We start from the raw sequence: 23,485 nt of genomic DNA on the forward strand, positions 1-23,485 counted from the left end.
GGGGGATCTTCTACCTGAAGATGAACATGGTTAACCGAACCGTATTGTTCTGACTCCTGTAGAGACGTTCCATGGAACGTCTCTACAATTCCTGAACCCTGCCTTAATACTCACTTAATCCGCTGCATCGCCTAAACCCAGATTTTCTCTGTTGGGTTACTGCTGCGCTTCTTTGAGGAACTTGAGTTTGAATTTTTGGTTTCGAGATTGGTTTTTCGCTTTCACTAGAAATCAGTCTCTCTAACTCTTCTTTTAAGTAGTGTCTAATTTCTGACTCTGGGTGAGAAATTTCAATAGTTTCGTATAACTCAGTATACACGTATTGTTCTTCATTAACTTTTGCCATTTATAAATAACCTCCTAAGTATTTTTTGTCAAAACGAAGCCGCGCCAGTCTTACGTAGATGTCGCACAAGCACCGAAAACTATTCATTTTTTGGTTAATTCCTCATAAGCTATTCCACATTTAATTTGCTCAGTTGGAGAGAACTGATGCTGACACTACAAGAAGTTCATGAAATCTTGTGATGTAAATTAAGTGTGTTCTAGCTTACTGACTATCTGACAGATAGTATCAAGTTATCTGCTTCAGAACCAATTCAATAATCGTAGTTTTTCTGAAAAACATCTTCGGTGAAAATACATAAATTCAAATTAAATAAAAGTAAAGCTTTGGTAAAACTGCTACCTTTAAGTGAAAGAGCGTAAGTATATTTTATAACTTAACACTGATCCTAGACTATTGACTGCCGTACTGGAATCTCAATGAGAAATTCTGCCCCTTGACTTGGAGCCGACTGGCAATATAGCTTACCGCCATGATTACCGGTCACAATCTGATAGCTAATCGACATCCCCATTCCCGTCCCCTTGCCTACTGATTTGGTGGTGAAGAATGGATCAAATATGCGGGATTGAATCACTTTGGGAATGCCACATCCATTGTCAGCGATCGTAATTCTTACCCATTGAATATCGATGAGTTCAGTACGAATAGTAATGACAGGTTGATGATTGGTGTTTACTACTAATGATTCTTCGAGTGCATCAATCGCATTCGCGAGGATGTTCATAAACACCTGATTTAATTGTCCTGCATAGCATTCCACAAGCGGTAACTGACTATAGTGTTTTGTCACTTCAATCTCACGGCGATCAGTTTTCGCGAGTAAGCGATGCTGCAAGATCAGGAGTGTACTATCAATACCTTCATGAATATCCACAGCCTTAACTTCTGCTTCATCCAATCGTGAGAAGCTACGGAGCGACTTGACGATATCTCGAATCCGTTCCGTACCGTAGGATATGTTTGTCACTAAAATCACCGCAGGTTTGTCATTTCTTGGATCGCTCTGCATCACATCCCAGAGGGAAGTAAACGCTGCATCAAGGGAACCACGCAATACTGCACGGGAGGAGTCCTGTTGATTTTCAAATCGCATCAGTTGCACATCTAATCCCCGGCGTTTGAAAAAGCCTGCTTCCTGGGCATAGAGGACAATATCAAATCCTGCCCAGCTTGAAATCCCAATATGTAATGTGGAATGTTGTTCCACTCTACAGGCATTCAAAACTTGGCTGAATAGTAATGCCAGGACAAATAATCCACTCTGGCATCGCCACGCTTTGAAGTTGAAACGGCGCTTTTGGGAATAACTTGCTGCGGACTGGGCAATGCTGCGCGAAACAGAATTCATTGACACCCTTTAAACTCTCTACCTGTTAGGATGCCCAATCTTCTATCATAATGTAACACAACCTGTATCCAAATTTTGTTGCTCAAAAACACTATACCACTTCATGGACAAACTGCGGGAAGCCTTCCTGCTGCGCTCCGACCATCAAGAAGCCAAAAACCTAATATCATGTCCGCCTAATTACTTTTCATACTGGAGAAGAACTGCGACGAGTATATCAATAATTTATGATTGCTTGGGTGGCGATCGCCACCCTATTGCCGCTTGTAAGTCTTGGCTGTCTTGGGAGAAGAGGTAATGGTAGTTCCATACTCAACTGGAATTTGATATTTTTACCGTTCCTGCGGGAATACTAACTTTAGATTCCTGAGCAGGTGAAATCAAATTCCTACAAATATGGACTGGAAAATCACGCAGAGAGTGCAACTGGCTAAATTTAATCTAGTTTGGAAAAAAGTACACCAACTCTCCAAAATTACACTTTGCATCTTATTGTCATTTATTTTCAGTATAACCGGGATTATTATCCCTGCTGAAGCACATAGCATCTCTCAAGGTTTGTCACCATCTTCTGTAAGAAATATGATTGGTGCTTTAGGAGAAGTTGGTAGTTTTCTTGTATCAAGCAGTTCTTTTTTACCAGATATTTCTATTTTACGAGAACCTAGATTTGCACCAACTCTTGCACCAACTCTTGCACCAACTTTTGCACCAACTTTTGCACCAAATATTTCTTTGTTCCGGTTAGACTTCTATTTGCAAACTAAAGAGTTTAGTTTGGTAAAGGAGATTAACAAACAACAGTATTACCCTTCTGCTGCCGAAGAGTATTATAAGCTGGCAGTAGAAAAGGTTAAAAAAGGATACTATAGAAATGCAGTTAAGGATTACAGTGATGCATTAAGTAAAGATGGTAATTTTGCCGAGGCTTATCTTGGTCGAGGTCGTGCATATTCAGAGTTAGGTTCACAATCCCAAGAAAGTAGATATTATGAAAGAGCTATTGAGGATTATACCAAAGCACTGTATGTAAAAGCTAAGTTTGCTGTAGACCAAAAAAGATATGTTGAACCCTTACTGGGAAGAGGTGCTGTTTATATTAAACAGGGTAAATATCAAGAAGCACTTAATGATTTTAATTTAGCATTAGAACGCAATCCAGATTTTTATGATGCTTATTTAGGTCGAGCTACTATCTACATTCAATCTAAAGAATATCAACAAGCAATTGCAGATTTGAATGAGGCAATTGATCGTAATTTTGACTATGCAACTGCCTTTTTCATGCGAGGTTCACTATGGGGTGAATTGGGAGAATATAAAAAAGCAATTACAGATTTTGATGATGCGCTCAAAAGTCAGCTAGAAAAAATTAATAAACACTACACTGATGCTTATTACAAACGAGGGCTTGCTTACTTAAAGTTGGGACAAAATCAGAAAGCAATAGAAGATTTCAGTCAAGCAATAAAGGGTGATGCTCACTACCTTGAAGCCTATTACTATCGAGGAATTGCCTACGATAACCTTGGTGCATATCAAGCAGCAAATCAAGATTATAGTCAGCTACTATTACACTATAATATTACAAAGGATTCAGGAATATCTGCTGGGATTTATTCAGTAGCTATCAGCCCTGATGGAACAATCCTTGCCACTGGTGGTGAAGACAATATTATCAAACTGTGGGACTTGAATACTAGAGAAGAGATAAAAAAACTTTTTGGGCATTCCGGCTGGGTTCGTGCTGTTACTTTTAGCCCTGATGGTCAAACTCTTGCCAGTGCTAGTAATGACAATACTATTAAATTATGGAGTGTAAAGACAGGAAAAGAAATCCTTACTTTCTCAGGACATACTAGTTCGATGACTTCTGTTGCTTTTAGTCCTGATGGACAAATCCTTGCTAGTGGCAGTAATGACAATACCATTAAACTATGGAATGTAAAAATAGGAGAAGAAATCTGCACTCTCACTAGACATTCAGACTATATTCAATCTGTCGCTTTTAGTCCAGATGGTACTGTTCTTGCCAGTAGTAGTTATGACAAAACTATTAAACTGTGGGATTGGAAAACAGGAGATAGAAATCTCACAATATCACAAAGTAAAGATGGTGTTGGTGCTGTTGCCTTTAGTCCAGATGGTAAAACTCTAGCTACTGGTAGGACAGACGGCTCAGTTATACTATGGGACTGGCAAAATCCTCCAAGTAAAATTTCCACTTTTCCAAGTAAAATTTCCACCTTTACTGGTCATTCTAATGCCGTTACTGCCTTAGCGTTCAGCCCTGATGGTCAAATTCTTGCCAGTGCCAGTTCTGATAAAACTATTAAACTATGGAACTTGCAAACTCGACAAGAAATTATCACCCTTTTTGGGCATTCATCTTCCGTAAAATCGGTCGCCTTTAGCCCAGATAGCAAGACTCTTGTGAGTGGTGGTTATGACAAAACGGTGAAGGTGTGGCAGGTGCAGTAGCTTGATCGGCGCGTAAACTCTTGGATTGGCTTATCTCCAGACATCCCTCATGAGGGGAGTATTTGGGAGAAGACTATGGGGTAGGTTGCAAAGTTTGCGCAATCTCCTCCAACACACCATCAATCAAATTCAAAACTTCCTCATTCCTAAACCGCACCACCCGTAACCCCAAACTTTCCAAAAATTCCTGCCTAATTGCATCTTGCTCCTGAGTGTAGTCATGAATTTCACCATCCACTTCCACAACTAACTGTGCTTCCCCACAATAAAAATCTACAATAAAGCGGTCAATTGCGTGCTGTCGGCGGAATTTAAAGCCTAAAAGTTGCTTATTTCTCAACTTCTCCCAAAGCCGTGCTTCTGCTAATGTAGGTTCACGCCGCATCTGTCGCGCAAATGGTTTAAGTTTCTGCCAAAGTTCTGGCGGAGTTTTCCAAATGTGTGTGGCAATTATACCCCCCTCAGTCCCCCCGCGAGCGGGGGGAAGATCAGGAATAACTTCTGTTTGAGAGAGAGAATGGGATGGGATCAAGCTTGGGGAGTTGTTTTGTTCAGTCATTTTGTGTAATTCGAGGCTAGCTAATTCTCGTTAATTTATTTTTCCCAGCTATGTACTCTTACACACAAAACAGATGTCTCAAAATACTCGTTACGCCTCTTGCCACTAATAAAAGCCCCCTCCCCGTTTGCGGGGAGGGGGTTGGGGGTGGGGTTAATAGCCGCCTTCTTCTTCGTACTCTGGTTGTTTTTCTTTAACTTTTTTAGGAATATTCACTGGCTTAGGTGGTTCATCATCCCAAGCGTCTTTTTTCAAATCGTCGTCTTCGTAATCATCGTACTCGTCATTGTATTGCTTGTTATTGTAGGGCTTGGGTTCATATCTGGGTTGACTTGAATACTTGTCCCTACCCGTTGCCTCACTCCAGTTATCTTCTTCTTCCTCGTCTTCGTATGGAATCGGCTCGTACTGTCTAGCTCTCATCACTTCACGCTGGGGACGTTCTTCTACGTAGTCTTCATCCCATTCTGTAGCTACTGGCTCTGCTGTGCGTGGGGCTTTCGGTTTGATTGGCTCGATTGGTACTCCTGATGGTAGTTGATTTGCTACGGGAGTAGTACGAGGAGTGTATTGTCCGTATTCTTCATCGGCGTCGCGATCCCAGGGCGCTCTACCAATTCCCAAACGCTCTAGTACACCCACTGTCAACTGAGTAACTCGCTCTTCGGCTCCTTCAAAGACAATCAATCGATTTGGTCCGGTACTGACGATTTCTTCTACCGACATCTCGTAAGTACTCAAGAATTGATCGGGAATTTGTGGCAATCCCAACGAAGCGATGACTATAGAGTAAACCTTTCCTGTTTCGCCATTAAACTTGAAGCCCCGCACCCTACCTAATAACTCACCAGTTTCTGTAATGACTTCCCAGTTCATTAAGTTGCTGTAGGTTTCAGCATCAACATCTTCAATTACATCCTCGTTATCAACTAGGAGTACATCTCCAATTTGATTAATACTGGTGAGGTACATGTAGCGCGGCACACCAGACACAGAGATCAGGCTGTCCCTTAATCCCAGAGCCACAACTTCTCTTTGGTCAACATCAATCAACACCTGACTCACGATTCCTAGCCGTTTGCCATTATCGCGGGTGATTACCTGGGTGTTTAATATATCGGAACGTCTTATAATTTGTTCAGATGACATCCTATACCGATTCCTGATCTCTAATCCGGTTAATCTATACACTATTATTAACAAAAACTCAAGCAGTTGTTTGGTCAGTTTGTAATTTAATGCCCAAAACTTGGGTGTAAGCCCCTCTTGCTTGAGTAACGCCGATTGTACGTTCGGCTGATTCGATCATCGGGCGTCGCAAACTCACAACTATAAATTGTGCTTGTTTCGCCTGTTGTTTAATCATTTTAGCTAATCGTTCTACGTTTGCCCCATCTAAAAACATATCTACTTCATCAAAAGCGTAAAACGGCGATGGGCGATAGCGTTGCAAGGCGAAAATAAAACTTAACGCTGTCAAAGATTTTTCTCCCCCTGACATTGAGGCTAGTCGCTGCACTGGTTTACCTTTGGGGTGTGCAACTAAATTAAGTCCACTGTTAAAAGGATCTTCGGCATTGTCGAGTTGCAAATAGCCGTCACCTTCGGAAAGTGTGGCAAAAATTGATTGAAAGTTTTCATTGACAGCATCGAAGGCTTCTTTGAAAGCACGTTGTCGCAATGTGGTGAAGTTTTCAATCCGCAGTAGTAATTCTGTACGCTCCCCTGCTAATGTTTCTAATTTTTGACTAAGTTGCTCTAACCGATTTTGTGTGCGCTCATATTGTTCTAATGCCAGCATGTTTACTGGTTCCAATGCTTGTAAGCGTTTGTTTAGAGAACGCAATTCTTTTTGCAGTTCTTCTAAATCTACTTTATCTGGTACTTCGGGCAGAGGGTTGGGTAATTCTGCTGCCATATTTTGCAACTGAATTTTCAGTGCTGCTAGTTCTTCTCTTCGTGTATTCTGGGTTTCTTGTAGTTTTTGCAGTTCCCATTCCAAGTGTTGTTGACGCGAGGAGTGCGATCGCAATTCAATTTCTGTGGCGTCGCGTTTCTGTTTTTCTTCGCCCAAATTCACTTCCATTTGCGCCAAAGTAGCGCGAGTTTGGGCGATTTGCTCATTATTCTCGGTAATTTGTATGGTGACGCGATCTATCGCCTCTCTACATGATGCCTGTTGCGTCTGGTATTCTGCAACCCGCTGTTCGCCCTCTTGGATTTTCTCTTGCAACCGCTGCTGTTGATTTTCCCAATTTTTTAACTTTTGCTCAGATTCCCTTACTTCTGTTTCCCGTTGTTGTAATTGTTGCTCTTGAATTTTTAACGTTGCCTGGATTTCTTGCCATTCCTGGGGAGTTTGGGACTGTTCTAACTCTGCTAAAGTAGAACGTAGTTGTTGTAATTGTTGCTCTTTATCTGGTAATTCCCGATGTAACACTGACAACCGAGATTGAGCAGTGGCTAATCGTTCGCTATTTTGGGCAAGTTGCGATCGCGTCCCCTCTAACTGCCCAGTCAAACTCTTAATTTCCTTCTGTAACTGCTCCAACTGTAACTGTTGTTCTCGCCGCGCCTGTCGTGCCTCTGTTAATTCTTGTGTCAATTGTTTTGTTCTGGCAGAAAGAGAACTAATCGCCTCGCTACCTCGCTCTAAAACCCGCTCGATATCAACCAACCGTTTTCGTAACGTGGCAACTTCTTCCGATTCCCCCGCTTCTGTACCAAACCGTAAAGCCGAACGTTGAGAGCTACTACCACCAGTCATCGCGCCACTGGTTTCTAACAATTCTCCTTCTAATGTAACAATTCGATACAATCCCAGTTGAGTACGTGCTTGCTCTATAGTTTCAAATATAACAGTGTTACCAAAAACGTAAGCAAACACATCGCGATAGCGGCGATCGCACTCTACCAAATCAACAGCGTAACTAACAAAGCCCCTAACATAACGCAACGTTGCATCTTGGGTAAATTTGGGAGCGTTAATTTTATTCAGCGGTAAAAAAGTCGCCCTACCAGCACGTTTTTGTTTGAGCAATTCAATTCCCGCAGCAGCTACGCTATCATCTTCCACAACAATATGCCCCAATCTAGCACCAGCAGATGTTTCTAAAGCTAGCTGATAGCGAGGTTCCACTCGCCCCAACTGCACAACCAACCCACACACACCAGGCAATCCCGATTGAATAATAACTTTACTTGCTTGGGTTCCCTGCACTTCTTGCTGTGCAGCTTGTTGTGCTTCTAGTTTATCCAAAGCGCGTTGTTTCTCGCGTTGTTCTTGCAACAAACGCTTTTGCGTTTCCTGTTGGATTTGCAGCTCTTGTTCTGTCGCTGATAAAGTTTGAGCTAAGGATTCGACTTGTTGTAGAGACGTTGCATGGCGCGTCTCTACATCAGCAATTTGAGATTGTTTATCAGCAATTTCCGGTGACAACGTTTGAATTAGCTGAGTTTGCTCTTGAATTAACTGTTGTAATTGATTTTGACGTTCTCCTAATTGTGCTTGTTCTGTGCGCTGGGGTTCCACAGTTTGCAGCAATGTTTCGATTTGGCGGTTGAGGGCTGTTTGTTGCTGTACCCACGCTTCTGAAGCTGAAGCAATTTCCGCAGCGGCAGCACGAGAACTTTCTACTAATTGTCGCGCCTCCGAACGTTGTTGCTGTAGAGACGCGAAATACGAAGTCTCTACAATTTGTTGTTGTGCCAGTTGCTCTAGGGTACGCTGGTGTTGTTGAATTTCTTGCTGTTGTTGCAAAAGACGCGAGTCCCTTTCTTGCTGAGAAGTTTCGAGTTCTTTTTGTTGACGCCCTAGTTGTTTACGCTCTGCTTCTTGAGTAGCAAGGGTAGATTGCACTGCTAAAAGTTCTTCTTCTCCTAATGCTTTAACTTGAGCATTAAGTTGTTCAAGTTCAACTGTTTTTTGGGCGATTTCTACGTTAAGGTGCGTGAGTTGATTAGTAAGTTCGGTACTGGTTTGCTCTCCCTGCTGTATTTGAGCAGTTAGCTTTTCGTTTTGTGCTTGTAGGGAGCGCCACGCCAAAACCGCTTCCCAAGATTGTTTTTGTTGAAATTCGCTTTTGAGTTTTTGGTATTTTTCGGCTTTCGCTTTATCTTGAGAAAGGCGATCGCGTTGCGTAATTAACTCTGTCTCTACAATCCGACAACTGTCTTCTTTTTCCTTCACTTCCTCCAAAGTGTTTTTTGCTTGAGTGATTTTGCGATCAAATGCCGCCACCCCTGCCAATTCATCGATTATTTCCCGCCGCTCCCTTGAGTTCATGGAAATAATACTGGTAACATCTCCTTGCAGTACGACGTTGTACCCTTCTGGATAAACTCGCAGTTTTTCTAGTTCCTCATGCAACTCTGTAAGGGTAGCGGAGACACCGTTAATGTAATAGTTCGATGTGTAAGTTCCTTGGTGGGTGACGCGCAGTCTTCTCGTTACACTCCACTCTCCGCCTCGCTGGGGACGGATTTTTTGGGAGCGATTTTCCTGTTCTTCCTTGACTTTTTGCTCTTCTTGTGATTCTTCTAATGGTTCGTCTTCGACGACGGAAATGACAGGGGGGGGTTCGTCTTCTTCTGGGGAGTGATCTGACAAATCAAACGTTACTGTAACTGAGGCTTCAACAGCGGAACGTCCTTTGCTAGTTTGATTGTTGTTGACTAAATCGGGTAGGCGATCGGCTCGCATTCCCTTGGAACTAGCTAGCCCCAGGCAAAATAGTAGTGAATCTAGGATATTCGATTTTCCGGAACCATTGGGACCAGAGATGACAGTAAACTCCGGCAGCAGGGGTACGGAAGTTGTGCCGCCGAAGGATTTGAAGTTGGTGAGTTCGACGCGCTTGATGTGTACCATAGGCGCTAGTTAACAGGGAAGGCTGAAGTTCAAGTGTACCAGTAAAATTCTCAAGCGGTTAGCGTAATTGGTTCTTTTGGGTGAATATTATAGATGATGGTGATGGGGAGCGTGAGGGGATTTGCCAGGTGACAGACAAATTCCTATGTCAATACCAATTGAAACTACAACCCAAATTGAACTGACAATCAGCGAAGAACACAAGGAAACTTGAGAAAAAGCTGCTAATATGACGGGTCTGAGCCTGAATGACTATGTAATCCATCAAGCGTTGAGTGCAGCGATGGAACACATAGCATCTTATGGCAAAATGGTACTGAGCGATCACGATCAAGACATCTTCAACGCCGCACTAGAAAATCCCCCTGAACCAAATGAAGCGTTGAAAGCTGCTTTCAAAGAATATCAGCAAGAATACGGGAATTTATAGCCGTGAAATGGATTTTTTGCCCCATAGATGGCAGTGTGAGGAAGGAAGATTTTGACTGCGGTATTCCCGAATTAAATGACTACCTAAAAAAATACGCTCTTTCAGAATGATAAAAAAGGGATTGCTAAAACATTTGTGGCGATTCCTGAATCCACCAGACAGAGTTGTTGCCGGATATTTTTAAAATTGGTGGAATAGTTGAAAATAATTAAGCTATATGAGTTTGGTATGAATCCTCACTACAGAAATGCAAATGAAATACAAGTTTCTTTTCAAAACTTATGGGCTTTTTGTGGAAAAGAGTATTGATTGCTACTGAAGCTTAGTTATCTGTGACAATGCTTTTTGGTATTCTCCTCGTTCTTGCTCAGCAAAATTATTACTGGCAAAAGTAACATAAACTCTTTACATACTTCTTTGGGCAGAGGCTTACTAATAGTTAGTATGCTATGCTATCTATCCAGGATGAAATCTACATTATTAAACAATCGGTATCAGATTATCCGTGCGTTAGGAAGGGGTGGATTTGGCGAAACTTTTCTGGCGGAAGATACCTATTTACCTTCTCGTCGTATCTGTGTAGTTAAGCAACTTAAACCAGTTACGAACACACTGCAAGCTTACAACCTAATTCAACAAAGATTTGAAAGAGAAGCAGCAATTTTAGAGGAACTCGGTGAAGGTAATGAGCAAATACCCAAGCTGTACGCTTATTTTACAGAACATGGGCATTTTTATCTAGTTCAAGAATGGATTGAAGGTCTGACTCTAAATCAAAAATTTCAGCATCAAGGACTATTCAGTGAAAGTTTAGTCAAGAAATTACTGATAAGTCTTTTGCCAGTGTTAGATTATATCCACTCGAAAGGAATTATCCACCGAGATATAAAACCTAGCAATATTATTTGGCGACAACAAGATGGCAAACCTGTTTTAATTGATTTTGGCATCGCCAAAGAAATGATGAATACCGTAGTAAACGAGCAAGGTGAAATCATCAGCTCAATTGCAGTGGGTACTATGGGTTACATGCCGCCAGAGCAAGCAGCAGGTAAACCAGTTTATGCTAGCGACATTTATAGCTTAGGTATGACAGCAATTTATCTGCTGACAGGTAAGCATCCCCATGAGTTGCAGCCTCTACCTGAAACTAACGAAATAGTTTGGCGCACTGACACTGATATTAGTAACCAGTTGGCTACAGTTTTAGACAAAGCGATTAATTGTCATCCACGCGATCGCTATTCCAATGCTAGAGCAATGATAGCAGATTTGCATCCCCAAGACCGGATGCCACAACTTCCATTAAAAAGAGAAATTGATGCATCAGAGATAGAAACCGCACCACTGCCTAACTTTAGTCAAAAGATACCAATAGAGAAAATTCCTTACAGCCGACAAGAATACCGTCATCGTCAAATATTACTTAATAAAGTAAAAAATTACTGGATCAAAGGTGTTTTAGAAACTTCCTTACACGGAGTAGTATTAATTGAACTAGGTTTAGAAAATCGTTTTGATGCTTTAGATCGTCCTTGGGGTATGCTGTGGGAAACTCCAGAGCAAGCTAGACAACCAATACCCAAAAATATCAGAATCGTTGATTTATTTCAACAAATGGGGGCTGGTTGTTCCCTCCTAATTTTAGGTGAACCAGGTGCAGGTAAAACAATTACACTTCTAGAACTTGCCCGCGACTTAATTGCACAAGCAGAACAAGACATCAATCAACCAATTCCAGTAGTATTTAACCTTTCTGCTTGGACAAATGAAAAGATAACAATTGCCGAATGGTTGGTTCGAGAACTAAATACTAAATATCAAGTCTCCAAAGAAATCGGTAAAAATTGGATAAAAAATCAACAATTACGATTACTCCTAGATGGATTAGACGAAGTTAGCACCATCCGTAGAGAAGCTTGCGTTGCTGCTATTAATAAATTCAGCCAGGAATACGGAGAAACTGAAATAGTAGTTTGTAGCCGCATCAAAGATTATGAAGCATTATCCCATCGCTTCCGCTTTCAAGGTGCAGTTCTAATTCAACCACTGACTTTGGAACAAATTCATCAATATCTCCAAAATGCAGGTTCAGAACTTGCCGCAGTATCTACAACGCTGCAAGCTGATAAAACAATGCAAGAATTAGCCAAGTCACCACTGATGCTTAGTATTATGACTCTTGCATATCAAGGCTTGTCAATTACAGAATTACCAGGAATGAACATGGAAGAACGCCGCCAACATTTATTTGATAAGTATATTCAAAGAATGTTAGAGCGCCGTAGTGCTAGTAATCGATATTCACACAAAAAAGTGATGCATTGGCTAATTTGGTTAGCACAAACTCTAAAAAATCAGTCACAAACAGTATTTTTTATTGAACGAATGCAGCCTGATTTGTTAGAAGAAAAGTGGCAAAAATTTCTTTACATGAGTGGGCTGGTAATCGCTTTTATATTGATTACTGGACTAGCCGGAATGATGATTTTACCAATTCAAAAAGTACTTCTAGCGTTGTTTTTTACTAAAGTATTTTTTTTGCTAATTTTTGGTTTTGGCAAAATTAATCCTGCTGAAACTCTAAAATGGTCTTGGAGAAATGCCAGAAAACATCTAGTTCTGGGACTAATTGGAGGAGTTATTTTTGGCGTGATGTTAAAACTAACTGCTGAACTAATAAATACACCACTAAATTGGCGAACCTTTATTGTTCATATAATGCAAATTCTTCATGATGGCTGGGTGCGTGGAGTCGTATTTGGGTTAAATTTAGGAATAATTTATGTACTAACCCGTGGATTAACTAGTCCCAGTATCCAGACGCTCACAGTTCCTAATCAAGGAATTTGGCAGTCAGCAAAAAATGCAATTATTTTTGGTTCAATCGGATTTTTACTATTAGGTTTAGCCGCCATAACATTAAATTTGCAAAGTTTAGTATGGGCAATCTTAGGATTATTATTTGGCGTTGCCGCCGGAGGTGGTGAAGCTTGCATCAAACACTTTATTTTGCGTGTGATTCTTTGTTATAATAGTTACATCCCCTGGAATTACGCTCATTTCCTAGATTACGCCACAGAGCGCATTTTTTTACAGAAAGTAGGTGGCGGTTACATATTCGTGCATCGTTCCCTTTTAGAACATTTTGCTCAACTTGACGGATAAAACAATGACTACAACACTAGACGCAAGCAATCTATCTCTGGAAGATGTATACAAGCTTTTCAAATATGAAGAGCAGTTCAATGACTCAATTACATCCTTACTATCCTTAGAACCGATTACAGAATTTGAACAGCAAGAAATGTTACAAATTCGTAATTTATTCCGGAGCTACTACGCAGCAGGTAAAATCTCCGAAGGACAAATCAAATTTATTTTCTTAGGTCAGTTAATGAAATTAGCAGGCTTCTATCATCCCAGTATTAAGATAACACTAGAAGAAAACATTGCTAGTATCTTTGTTGAAGACGAAGACACAATCGTCAAAGGACGGATGGATATTTTAGCCGTCAACAAGACACAAGGAAGAATACTAACAACACCCTTCTGGATACTAGTAATAGAATCCAAAAATAGCAGTGTCAACGCCTCAGAAGGTTTACCCCAATTACTTACCTACACATATAAAAGCCTAGAACAACAAACATCAGTGTGGGGACTGACAACTAACGGAATGGACTATCAATTCGCGTACATTCAGCAAGGCAACACCCCAACATATCAACTCCTACCAAAACAAGACATAACTCGCCCCGAATCATCAATCGAACTACTACAAATCCTCAAAGCAATCCGCCATCAATATAATCTACCCTAAATCTCCTCTTACTCTCCTCTTGGCGTCCTTGGCTTCTTGGCGGTTCATTCTCATAATTATCCCCCCCAAACATGGTAGCAACACAAATCAAGAGTCAAAATAGAAAATACAGGCTGACTCAGCAAAGCCTTACCATAAAACAGGAGTTTGTTATCAGTGGTATTACAAGTACAAAAAAGCACATACGAAACTAAAACCCAAGAAATCGCAAGACAACTACTCACAGCAACACAAGAAAATCGATCATTCTTCTCATCCCTACGCGATCAAATGCGCTGGGATGATAAACTACTAGCGTGGGCAATGAGCAACCCAGGCTTGCGAGTACAGCTATTTCGCTTCATAGACACACTCCCTGCACTACACAGTAAACCAGAAATAGCTTCCCACCTACAAGAATACCTGGGTGACGAAACAGTAGAACTACCCGCCGCCCTCAAAGGAATGTTAAATTTTGCCAACCCCGACTCCATGCCAGGGCAAGTTGCGGCGACAACTGTTTCCACAGCCACAGAAACATTAGCGCATAAATATATAGCTGGTGAAAATATTAAACAAACACTCAAAACAATCGAGCGCCTACGTAAAGAAAAAATGGCGTTCACAGTAGACTTACTAGGTGAAGCTGTAATTACCGAAGCAGAAGCTCAATATTACCTAGAGCGTTATTTAGAATTAATGCAACAACTAGTGGAAGCATCCCAAAGTTGGAAGCCAGTACCATTAATTGACGAAGCAGATGGACAACCACTACCAAAAGTCCAAGTCTCTGTAAAACTAACAGCATTTTACTCCCAATTCGATCCTCTCGATGCTCAAGGTAGTGAAGAACGAGTAGGCAATCGCATCCGCCTCCTTCTACGTCGAGCCAAAGAACTAGGTGCTGCTGTTCATTTTGACATGGAACAATACGCCTACAAAGACATAACACTCCGCATCTTGAAAAAATTATTGCTCGAAGAAGAGTTCCGTTCTCGTACCGATATTGGCATCACTATTCAAGCATATCTGCGTGACAGCGAACAAGATGCGCGAGATTTAATCGCTTGGGCGAAGCAGCGCGGTTATCCGATTACAATTCGCTTAGTCAAAGGGGCTTATTGGGATCAAGAAACCATCAAAGCAGCACAGAAACATTGGCAACAACCAGTTTACAACGATAAAGCAGCAACGGATGCTAACTTTGAGCAGTTGACTGAGTTGTTACTGGAGAATTATGAATATGTGTACTCGGCGATTGGTAGCCATAATGTGCGTTCTCAAGCTCATGCCATCGCCATTGCTGAAAGTTTAAATGTACCCCGCCGTTGCTTTGAGATGCAAGTCCTCTACGGTATGGGTGATAAACTAGCTTCAGCGTTGGTTGATAGAGGTTATAGAGTACGTGTGTACTGCCCCTATGGTGAACTTTTGCCTGGGATGGCTTATCTGATTCGCCGTTTGCTGGAAAATACTGCTAATAGTTCTTTCTTGCGGCAAAATTTGGAAAATCGCCCGGTTGAGGAGTTGATAGCAGCACCGATAGGAAAAGCTCTTGAGCAGGGGAGTAGGGGGGCAGAGGAGATGATAAATTTAAATTCTCCCCCACTCACAAACTCCCCCACCTCTTTCTCCGGTGCGGCTGATACAGATTATGCGGTGGAGGAAGCGACACAGAAATCGGAGCAGGCTTTTGCAGCGGTACGGCGTCAGTTGGGGAAAACTTATTTACCGTTGATTAATGGTGAGTATGTTGATTGTAAACAGTTGGTTGATTCTGTCAATCCCTCGCAATTTAATGAGGTGGTTGGTAAGGTTGGTTTGATTAGTGTTGAACAAGCTCAACAGGCGATGGAAGCAGCGAAGGCTGCTTTTCCTGGATGGCGCAAAACACCAGTAAAACAACGTGCTGATATTTTACGCCGTGCTGCTGATTTGATGGAACAACGCCGTGCCGAACTTTCTGCTTGGATTGTGTTGGAAGTTGGCAAACCTGTGCGGGAGGCAGATGCTGAGGTTTCTGAGGCGATTGATTTCTGTCGCTATTACGCGAATGATATGGAACGGTTAGACCAGGGTTATAATTATGACATTCCTGGTGAGACGAATCGTTATATCTACCAGCCACGCGGAATTGCAGTGGTGATTTCTCCTTGGAATTTTCCTCTGGCGATCGCCACTGGTATGACGGTAGCAGCCTTGGTTGCTGGTAATTGTACTCTGCTTAAGCCTGCGGAAACATCTTCTGTGATTGCAGCGAAGTTGACGGAAGTTCTGGTTGAGGCTGGAATACCTAAAGGTGTATTTCAATACGTGCCTGGTAAGGGTTCCCAAGTTGGTGCTTACCTAGTGAATCATGTCGATACGCATGTTATTGCTTTTACTGGATCACAAGAGGTAGGATGTAGAATTTACGCAGAAGCAGCAGTTCTTAAACCTGGACAAAAGCACATGAAGCGCGTAATTGCGGAGATGGGGGGTAAGAATGCTATCATAGTAGACGAAAGTGCTGATTTAGACGCGGCGGTTGTCGGTGTTGTGCAATCAGCGTTTGGCTACAGTGGGCAAAAATGTTCTGCTTGTTCGCGAGTGATTGTACACAATGCTGTTTATGATATTTTTGTGCAACGTTTCGTAGAAGCAACCAAGTCTCTGAATATTGGTGCAGCAGAGTTACCAAGTACGCAAGTGGGACCGGTGATTGATGCTTCGGCACGCGATCGCATCCGCGAGTATATTGAGAAAGGTAAGGCAGAGGCAAAAGTTGCTTTGTCTCTTGAAGCGCCGGAGGATGGGTATTTTGTTGGTGCGACGATCTTTTCGGAAGTCTCACCTGATGCTATCATTGCTCAACAGGAAATTTTTGGTCCAGTTGTGGCGGTAATTCGGGTGAATGATTTTCAGGAGGCGCTGAGGGTTGCTAACTGCACTAATTACGCTTTGACTGGTGGGCTTTATTCTCGCACTCCTTCGCACATCCAACAGGCGCAGGAGGAGTTTGAAGTCGGGAATGTGTATATTAACCGTAATATTACGGGTGCGATTGTGGCTCGACAACCTTTTGGTGGGTTTAAGCTTTCTGGTGTTGGTTCTAAGGCGGGTGGTCCTGATTATCTGCTACAATTTCTCGAACCGCGCACGGTGACGGAGAATATTCAGCGCCAAGGTTTTGCTCCTATTGAGGGGGCGGATTAGGGGCGTTACTCGTTCCCAGGCTCCGCCTGGGAATGCTATTCTTGAGGCTCCGCCTCTTTATATGAACCGCCAAGACGCCAAGAGCGCCAAGAGAGAATTTGATGAGTAATGTAGTTGTTAAGTTAGTTGATTTGCCTCTTGAATGGATGGCGATTCAAGCAATCAGAAAGATTGTTTTTCAGGATGAGCAAGGGGTGAGTTGGGATCTCGATTTTGATGGTTTTGATGAGGTTTGCGATCAATTGATTGCTAGTTTAGATTATAAATGGGTGGGTACTGCTAGGATTAGATATTTGGATGATGAAAGTGCGAAGATAGAACGTTTGGCTGTTTTGCCTTTGGCTAGAGGGCAAGGTGTTGGTAGGAAAATTATGGCAAAGGCAATGGAAGTTGCTGCGCTTAGGAATGTTGCTAAGGTTGTGATTCATGCTCAAGAGTATGTGAAGGGTTTGTATGAACAGTTGGGTTTTGAAGAAGTGGGTGAAATATTTGAAGAAGCGGGGATAGATCATGTCAAGATGATCAAAGTTCTTAAAACTTAGGCTCTGCGCAACAATGTTAAGTCAATATCTTGTAGTTTTGTGCAGCCACTTAAAGCCATTGCCACATCTAACTCTTGTTTTAGTAGGGAAATTACATGAGCTACTCCTGCTTTTCCATCTACTGCTAATCCCCATAATATAGGTCTTCCTATCAGTACAGCCTTTGCTCCTAGTGCTAAGGCTTTGAGAATATCAACGCCGCGACGAATACCCCCGTCTAAAAGTACTTCTGTACCTTCTACTGCTTCTACTATTTCGCTCAAAGCATCGAGGGATGCGATCGCACTATCTAATTGTCGCCCTCCATGATTGGAAACGACAATTGCTTTGGCTCCGTACTCTACTGCTCGAACTGCGTCGTCATCCCGTAGAATTCCTTTGAGTACCAATGGTAGTGGACTTAAAGATTGTAACCATTCTAAATCCCGCCAAGTTACTGCTGGATCTAGCTGTTGGGCGAAGTAGGTGAATAAGCCTGATTCTCCTTGTTGATAAGGAATATTCAGTTCTGACATGGTTGTCAGGTTAGCCAGTTGCATCCCTGGTGGCAAAGCAAACTCGTTACGCTTATCTCGCTCTCGCCTTCCTAAAACAGGAGCATCCACAGTTACGCACAGTGCTTTGTATCCTGCCGCATATGCTCTTTCAACTAAGGCACGAGTTAATCCCCGATCTTTGTGAATATACAATTGAAACCATTGCAGAGCATTAGAGTTGTGACACGCTGCTACTTCTTCAATACTCTTGGTAGATAAAGTACTTAATACCATCCCTACACCCTTTGCTGCCGCACAAGAAGCTGTGGCAACTTCTCCGTCAGGGTGAGCAAGGCATTGAAAAGCCATTGGTGCAATTAGCAGTGGTAGTTGGAGCGGTTGTCCTAAAACGGAGGTAGTCAGGTTGCGTTCACTTACATCCACTAACATTCTCGGTCGAAGTTTGTACCTTTCAAACGCAGCTCGATTGTCTCGCAACGTCACCTCGTCCCAAGCGCCACTAATGTAGTAGTCCAAAGCCATTTGGGATAGTTGTTTTTGTGCTAAGTTTTCGTACTCGAATAAATTGATAGGTGGGTGACTATTATTACTCATACTAACTGCTTTATTTGACAACTCTCATTGTTTTTTATCCACCAAGTTCATCATAGACTGCAACGTAGCCGCGCTCGCGCTTACACGCAACTCCAAAGTAAGAATTGAGCCAAGAATGAATTAGGTTAACTTTTTTAAATTTAAGCGCAACAGCAGTAACCAACTGTGTAATAGTATAGGAAAAATCTAGTTTTAGTTTGCTCGAAGTTAATTGCAATGCAATTTTATAAATATGGATATTAAAGAGCTAAAATTTAACTGGAATAAATTTGGTAAGAACGATCCTATCTAGGCTATTTTTACTGACCCTAACAAAAAAGGAAATAAATGGGAAATTGAACAATTTTTTGAAACTGGTAGGATAGAAATAGAGCTAATTATTAATTCTTGCCATGAATCAGGGATAAAAATATCCAGGAAAACAGCACTAGACTTTGGCTGTGGAGTAGGCAGATTGAGCCAAGCTATGGTTCAGTACTTTGAAACGGTGCATGGAGTTGATATCTCTCCATCTATGCTAAAATTAGCAGATAAATATAATCAGCATGGTTCTAAATGCAAATACCATTTAAATGATCAAGACAATTTAAAATTGTTTCCTGATAATTACTTTGATTTCATTTATTCTAAAATAACTTTACAACACATGGAGCCTCAATATTCTCGAAGATACATACGTGAATTTCTCAGAATTTTAGCTCCTCAAGGTCTACTAATATTTCAAATACCGAGCCAATCGACTTTAGAACCTGCTCCGCATAATAAAATTTAAAAAAAAGAGAACTATCTGGAAAAAAGTCGCAAGCTAATTAAACAAATTATTCCTCTCATATTAATAGATTTGTATCGAAGAGTAAGATATGGTCAAAATGTATCATATCAAGGCTTAATGGAAATGTATGGTATCAGTAAGGATGAAGTAATTAGCTTAGTTCAAGAGGTTAAAGAAGTAAAAATTTTAGATATAAAACTAGACAAAAGTGCTGGTGAAGAATGGAATAGTTTCCAATATTGGGTGACCAAAGTCTAGTTTACTGAAATTGGCATTATCATAGTGAAGATAAATTGCCACTATTGGAATCTGAAATAGGGTGTTGTGGGGAGAGCTAACTTGCTATTTCCAACACAGCAGCAATACCAAAATGATCCGAGGGATACAAGGTAGAGCTTGATGGTGCGGGTTGATTGAGAATAATTTGGCAATCACGCACTTGTATGTGTTGGTTGACAAATATGTGAACACCTAATTTTACTTGACGAGGTACTAGATGCACGTAAGGCATACCAAGCAGCTGTGCAAGCTCATGAGCTGTATTTTCTGGCAGTTTCACTTCTTGCAAAGCGATCAAGTCAGCTTGCTCTGTTGCTAATCCATCGACTAACAAAGTCCGTCGCTGCTCCCAGTCTTGCAAGTCATATAGGATGTTGATTGTGACGACTTTAACCATGTTGTGGTTGTGTGTTTATCGGCGCTTTAAACCCCAGATACACATTTTCCTCTAATTTGGAGAGGAATGAGAATCTTTTGCGTGCGTGTCTTTTTCGTTATCTTTTGGAGATCGGAACCACGCTACAAAATAGGCGGTGAGTAAAACTAAAATTAAGGTAACTTCCATAAATGCTACCTCCTTTGAGGTGATGTTAATTAATACTTCACCCTCACTAATTGGAATTCCAGATTGAGGCTAGATTATTTTGGAATCTTTCGGAGCGAATCCTCACCATCACCTCGTGTAGCATATCAAGTATATCATTACTTCCAACCCTAATAACTACGTGGAAAATCAAAGTATTGTCAATGCTCGACCCTTTTTGCTCCAACCATCCAGTTATCAAGTTTGGGTGCAGGCGCTGGCGCGATCGCTATATATAGCCGGACATGGAACTATGCATTTCTTTATGCCGCTGATTTTTGTCAATCAATTGGGCATGTCGGCAACGGTGGTTGGCTTATCCATGAGCTGTGGAGCGCTGGCTGGGGTTGTCGGGCATTTTTTGGGCGGCTACTTGACAGATTCGCCAAAATATGGCCGCAAACAAACACTTTTATTGTCAGCGCTGCTGTCAATTTTAGCAGTGTTCATGTTAGCAATAATTCCAATACCGACACTAACTGTAGCAAATTTATTTCTGGGATTGAGTTCTGGATGTTATTGGACTGCGGCAGATGCTTCGGTTATCGATGTCACGCCGACTGAACAACGCTCCAAAGCGTTTGCTGTTTTGGTATTGTCAGATAGTCTAGGCAGTGGGCTGGGGATTTGGGGAGGCGGAATACTACTTTCAATGGGAGTGCTTTTTCAAACGCTATTTCTGATTAATGGGCTAATTCTTGTAGTGTTTTTGATATTAATTCAATTTGCAATTACGGAAACACGTCATGAGGTAACTGAAACAGACACATTGCCAGGATTTGTTTTAGCATTGAAAGATAGAGCGCTGCAATTGTTTATGTCCATCAATGTCCTCTTTACGACTTACATTGCTTTGAATAATAGTACGCTGCCCTTGTATTTCACAAACTTTATTTCCACTACTATGCAAGCAACGACAACAAGTAGAGATTCAGTTAGTATTGCTAACTTGTTTACTCTATTTTACGTCGGTATTGGCGCATTTTTACAGTTACCGCTAGTACAAATATTTAATTCATTTTTAAAGGTTCACGTTCTGATGATTTCAATGTTATTATGGTGTGGTGGATTCATTTTAGTTTGGGCAACTCATTTAATATTACCACCGGAGATAGGAATAATCGCAGCGTTTATTATATTGTCGATCGCCAGTGCCATTTATAAAGCATTTGCACCAACTGTTGTCGCCGAGTTAGCACCAGAATCGTTACGAGGTATTTATCTAGCTATCAGCTATCAATGTTGGTCAATTGGTTATTTTATTGGTCCACTTTTAGGTGGTTGGGCAATGGATCAATCAAGTGCGCTCGCCCACTCCTTGTGGATTGCAACTGCTGTCAGCACTCTTTTCGGTATAGTCATGCTGTATTATTTAACTAAGGTATCGGAGCAATATTGATTCTAATTGGACTATGCCAATTGGTTTAGTAACATAGTCGTTAGCACCTGCTTGATTAATATTATTTTTAATACTTCCTACTGATAAAATCATTACTATTGGTAAATCTTGTAAATCCTGCTGTCGTCGCACATTTGTGAGTAAATCCCCATCTTGTCCTAATAATTCCTCATCTAACAAAATTAAATCTGGCTGCATGCTTCTTATCCTCTCTAAAAAGCTATTTATTTCACATCTCCACTCAACTTCGTAACCAATTGCTTTTAAGTAATCTTGCAATAGTGTTGCTGTATGTTCTTCTTGTTCCACAAGTAAAATGCGTTTAGCACAATACAAAGGCTGAGTTTCTGAGCTAATATCCTGGGTAGAGGAAATGTTTTGTTCCTTCTCCCCCACTCCCTTTCTCCCCCACTCCCTTACTTCTTTTTGTACTTGATTAGGTAAAAACAAACTAAAGCGACTACCTTCTCCTAAAGTCGATTCAACTGTTAAGTCTCCACCATGCAATCGCGCTAACTTGCGCGTCAAAGCTAAACCTAAGCCAGTACCTTCGTACTGACGATTTAACTGACTATCAAGCTGTTTAAATGGTTCAAATAAAAATTGAAGTTGATTCGGTTCAATACCAATGCCTGTATCCGATACTGTAAATGTGATGCCTTGAGGTACTTTTTCCACGACTAGCGACACTTTACCAGTTGGAGTAAATTTGATCGCATTGGTAAGCAGATTCAGTAGCATTTGTTTGATTCGTCGGTCATCGGCTATGCAAGTATCTACTTCCGGATCAATTTCTGCGATCAGTTGCAATCCTTTGTCCATAGCACGATCGTGCACTGTCGATATCACATAATCGCACAATTGTTGCACTGATATTGGTAATCTTAATAATTCTTCTTTACCTGCCTCTACTTTAGATAGGTCAAGGATATCATTGATTAGTGCTAGTAGATGTTCTCCACTACTATATATACAATTAATATATTCTTTCTGCTTCTGATTCAAAGAGCCAACCAGTTCTTGTTGCAGCAACTGAGATAGCCCCATAATTGCGTTAAGAGGCGTTCTGAGTTCGTGACTCATCGTTGCTAAAAATTCACTTTTTGCTCGACTACCAGCTTCTGCTGCTTCTTTACTTTCACGTAACTTCAACTCTGTCTGCTTGCGTTCAGTAATATCCTCAACCATCGCGAGGAAAAACTCTGGTTTACCATTTGTGCTAGGAATGAAAGACACGCTTAAGTATGTCCAAACTAACCGACCATCTTTATGCAAAAAACGCCTTTCTAATTCTAGGCGATCGCTACATCCCGAAACCAATTGTTTGTACAGTTCTCTATCTTCAAGTTGTTTGTCAACAAAATCTGTGAAGCGTTTACCGCATAGTTCTTCTTTACTATACCCCAGTATTCGACATAGCGCTGGGTTACTATCTACTATCCGTGCTTTCATATCTACCAGCCCAATTCCGAGCGAGGAACGCTCAAAAATTGCGCGAAACCGTGCTTCACTGCGTTGTAGAGCCAATTGTGCGGCGTTTCGTTCATTTGCTTCCAATGCTAGTGTAACAAAATCTGAGATAGAACCAGCAAAGTTTTCTTCTTCCAACGTCCACCGGCGTATATTACCTATGTGTTCATGACACACCACCCCCACCAATCTACTTCTATCTGCTTGCGCTCTGTAATATCTCTAATTGCTACTATCCGCATTTGCTTACCTTTATAGAAAATAATTTTACTTTGAATTTCCACATTCAAATTAGAACAGACCTAGAGAAAGATT

The 23,485-nt window shown here is 41.4% G+C and carries 17 protein-coding genes and 2 pseudogenes; 11 read left to right on the forward strand and 8 right to left on the reverse strand.

The features are described 5' to 3' along the window. Positions 1-103: 103 nt before the first annotated feature. Positions 104-346 carry a hypothetical protein gene (locus ICL16_RS39315; protein WP_190836985.1) on the reverse strand — a complete coding sequence of 81 codons (243 nt, stop codon included), beginning with the start codon at positions 344-346 and terminating at the stop codon, positions 104-106. A gap of 388 nt (positions 347-734) precedes the next feature. Beyond that, the gene (locus ICL16_RS47505) at positions 735-1,697 is read right to left on the reverse strand and encodes an ATP-binding protein (RefSeq protein ID WP_337907205.1); all 963 of its coding nucleotides are present in this window, start codon (positions 1,695-1,697) and stop codon (positions 735-737) included. A gap of 227 nt (positions 1,698-1,924) precedes the next feature. Between ICL16_RS47505 and ICL16_RS47080 the strand changes: the two genes are divergently transcribed. Together ICL16_RS47080 and ICL16_RS39325 are read left to right on the forward strand one after the other, a co-directional pair. Further along, positions 1,925-2,053 carry a hypothetical protein gene (locus tag ICL16_RS47080; protein WP_273039946.1) on the forward strand — a complete coding sequence of 43 codons (129 nt, stop codon included), beginning with the start codon at positions 1,925-1,927 and terminating at the stop codon, positions 2,051-2,053. A gap of 40 nt (positions 2,054-2,093) precedes the next feature. Then, on the forward strand, positions 2,094-4,178 hold the full coding sequence (locus tag ICL16_RS39325; protein ID WP_190836992.1) for a WD40 domain-containing protein: 2,085 nt from the start codon (positions 2,094-2,096) through the stop codon (positions 4,176-4,178). Positions 4,179-4,251: 73 nt separating this feature from the next. On the opposite strand, the gene ICL16_RS39330 is transcribed toward ICL16_RS39325, so the two are convergent. The 3 genes from ICL16_RS39330 to smc form a co-directional block, all read right to left on the reverse strand. Then, entirely contained in the window at positions 4,252-4,737 is a 486-nt protein-coding gene (locus tag ICL16_RS39330) for an endonuclease domain-containing protein (RefSeq protein WP_190836995.1), read from the reverse strand. 153 nt (positions 4,738-4,890) lie between these two features. Further along, entirely contained in the window at positions 4,891-5,886 is a 996-nt protein-coding gene (locus ICL16_RS39335; RefSeq protein WP_190837000.1) for a PRC-barrel domain-containing protein, read from the reverse strand. 58 nt (positions 5,887-5,944) lie between these two features. Further along, complete coding sequence (gene smc / locus ICL16_RS39340; RefSeq protein ID WP_190837005.1) at positions 5,945-9,607, reverse strand: chromosome segregation protein SMC; 3,663 nt, start codon at positions 9,605-9,607, stop codon at positions 5,945-5,947. 229 nt (positions 9,608-9,836) lie between these two features. On the opposite strand from smc, the gene ICL16_RS39345 reads away from it, so the two are divergent. The 6 genes and pseudogenes from ICL16_RS39345 (at position 9,837) to ICL16_RS39365 (ending at position 17,576) form a co-directional block, all read left to right on the forward strand. Continuing rightward, positions 9,837-10,037 (forward strand): type II toxin-antitoxin system TacA family antitoxin, encoded by a 201-nt coding sequence (locus ICL16_RS39345; RefSeq protein WP_202895932.1) that lies wholly within the window; start codon positions 9,837-9,839, stop codon positions 10,035-10,037. A gap of 465 nt (positions 10,038-10,502) precedes the next feature. Then, a pseudogene (locus ICL16_RS47935) lies at positions 10,503-11,303 on the forward strand (protein kinase domain-containing protein); the annotation flags it as partial. Between the two features lie 351 nt (positions 11,304-11,654). Beyond that, complete coding sequence (locus ICL16_RS47940; RefSeq protein ID WP_420485332.1) at positions 11,655-13,205, forward strand: NACHT domain-containing protein; 1,551 nt, start codon at positions 11,655-11,657, stop codon at positions 13,203-13,205. Positions 13,206-13,209: 4 nt separating this feature from the next. Continuing rightward, the gene (locus ICL16_RS39355; RefSeq protein WP_190837010.1) at positions 13,210-13,860 is read left to right on the forward strand and encodes a restriction endonuclease subunit R; all 651 of its coding nucleotides are present in this window, start codon (positions 13,210-13,212) and stop codon (positions 13,858-13,860) included. Positions 13,861-14,016: 156 nt separating this feature from the next. After that, positions 14,017-17,034 carry an L-glutamate gamma-semialdehyde dehydrogenase gene (gene pruA / locus ICL16_RS39360; RefSeq protein ID WP_190837012.1) on the forward strand — a complete coding sequence of 1,006 codons (3,018 nt, stop codon included), beginning with the start codon at positions 14,017-14,019 and terminating at the stop codon, positions 17,032-17,034. A 101-nt stretch (positions 17,035-17,135) separates the two neighbouring features. Beyond that, a complete protein-coding gene (locus ICL16_RS39365; protein WP_190837014.1) occupies positions 17,136-17,576 on the forward strand; it encodes a GNAT family N-acetyltransferase in 441 nt (146 codons plus the stop codon). Here the strand turns inward: ICL16_RS39365 and ICL16_RS39370 are convergent. Continuing rightward, a complete protein-coding gene (locus tag ICL16_RS39370; protein WP_190837016.1) occupies positions 17,573-18,667 on the reverse strand; it encodes an alpha-hydroxy acid oxidase in 1,095 nt (364 codons plus the stop codon). The genes ICL16_RS39365 and ICL16_RS39370 overlap by 4 nt on opposite strands. Before the next feature lie 409 nt (positions 18,668-19,076). On the opposite strand from ICL16_RS39370, the gene ICL16_RS47945 reads away from it, so the two are divergent. Beyond that, positions 19,077-19,439, forward strand: coding sequence for a class I SAM-dependent methyltransferase (locus ICL16_RS47945; RefSeq protein ID WP_420485333.1), 363 nt, complete (start codon positions 19,077-19,079; stop codon positions 19,437-19,439). A gap of 117 nt (positions 19,440-19,556) precedes the next feature. After that, positions 19,557-19,697 carry a hypothetical protein gene (locus ICL16_RS39380; protein ID WP_190837018.1) on the forward strand — a complete coding sequence of 47 codons (141 nt, stop codon included), beginning with the start codon at positions 19,557-19,559 and terminating at the stop codon, positions 19,695-19,697. 76 nt (positions 19,698-19,773) lie between these two features. On the opposite strand, the gene ICL16_RS39385 is transcribed toward ICL16_RS39380, so the two are convergent. After that, on the reverse strand, positions 19,774-20,115 hold the full coding sequence (locus ICL16_RS39385; protein WP_190837021.1) for an endonuclease/exonuclease/phosphatase family protein: 342 nt from the start codon (positions 20,113-20,115) through the stop codon (positions 19,774-19,776). Positions 20,116-20,443: 328 nt separating this feature from the next. Between ICL16_RS39385 and ICL16_RS39390 the strand changes: the two genes are divergently transcribed. Further along, positions 20,444-21,700: an MFS transporter gene (locus ICL16_RS39390; protein WP_190837023.1), complete on the forward strand. Its 1,257-nt coding sequence runs from the start codon at positions 20,444-20,446 to the stop codon at positions 21,698-21,700. Here ICL16_RS39390 and ICL16_RS39395 read toward each other — a convergent pair. Further along, positions 21,674-23,362: pseudogene (locus ICL16_RS39395) on the reverse strand (PAS domain S-box protein); the annotation flags it as partial. The gene ICL16_RS39390 and the pseudogene ICL16_RS39395 overlap by 27 nt on opposite strands. Positions 23,363-23,485 lie beyond the last annotated feature (123 nt).

Origin of the sequence: Iningainema tapete BLCC-T55 (genome assembly GCF_014698965.1) — a bacterium.
GTDB classification, from domain to species: Bacteria; Cyanobacteriota; Cyanobacteriia; order Cyanobacteriales; family Nostocaceae; genus Iningainema; species Iningainema tapete.

Excerpts from the sequence above, each read along its gene's own strand:
- ICL16_RS39315 (WP_190836985.1), bottom strand. The coding sequence starts at position 346 with ATGGCAAAAGTTAATGAAGAACAATACGTGTATACTGAGTTATACGAA.
- ICL16_RS47505 (WP_337907205.1), bottom strand. The coding sequence starts at position 1,697 with ATGAATTCTGTTTCGCGCAGCATTGCCCAGTCCGCAGCAAGTTATTCC.
- ICL16_RS47080 (WP_273039946.1), top strand. The coding sequence starts at position 1,925 with ATGATTGCTTGGGTGGCGATCGCCACCCTATTGCCGCTTGTAAGTCTT.
- ICL16_RS39325 (WP_190836992.1), top strand. The coding sequence starts at position 2,094 with ATGGACTGGAAAATCACGCAGAGAGTGCAACTGGCTAAATTTAATCTA.
- ICL16_RS39330 (WP_190836995.1), bottom strand. The coding sequence starts at position 4,737 with ATGACTGAACAAAACAACTCCCCAAGCTTGATCCCATCCCATTCTCTC.
- ICL16_RS39335 (WP_190837000.1), bottom strand. The coding sequence starts at position 5,886 with ATGTCATCTGAACAAATTATAAGACGTTCCGATATATTAAACACCCAG.
- smc (WP_190837005.1), bottom strand. The coding sequence starts at position 9,607 with ATGGTACACATCAAGCGCGTCGAACTCACCAACTTCAAATCCTTCGGC.
- ICL16_RS39345 (WP_202895932.1), top strand. The coding sequence starts at position 9,837 with ATGACGGGTCTGAGCCTGAATGACTATGTAATCCATCAAGCGTTGAGT.
- ICL16_RS47940 (WP_420485332.1), top strand. The coding sequence starts at position 11,655 with ATGGGGGCTGGTTGTTCCCTCCTAATTTTAGGTGAACCAGGTGCAGGT.
- ICL16_RS39355 (WP_190837010.1), top strand. The coding sequence starts at position 13,210 with ATGACTACAACACTAGACGCAAGCAATCTATCTCTGGAAGATGTATAC.
- ICL16_RS39365 (WP_190837014.1), top strand. The coding sequence starts at position 17,136 with ATGAGTAATGTAGTTGTTAAGTTAGTTGATTTGCCTCTTGAATGGATG.
- ICL16_RS39370 (WP_190837016.1), bottom strand. The coding sequence starts at position 18,667 with ATGAGTAATAATAGTCACCCACCTATCAATTTATTCGAGTACGAAAAC.
- ICL16_RS39380 (WP_190837018.1), top strand. The coding sequence starts at position 19,557 with ATGGAAATGTATGGTATCAGTAAGGATGAAGTAATTAGCTTAGTTCAA.
- ICL16_RS39385 (WP_190837021.1), bottom strand. The coding sequence starts at position 20,115 with ATGGTTAAAGTCGTCACAATCAACATCCTATATGACTTGCAAGACTGG.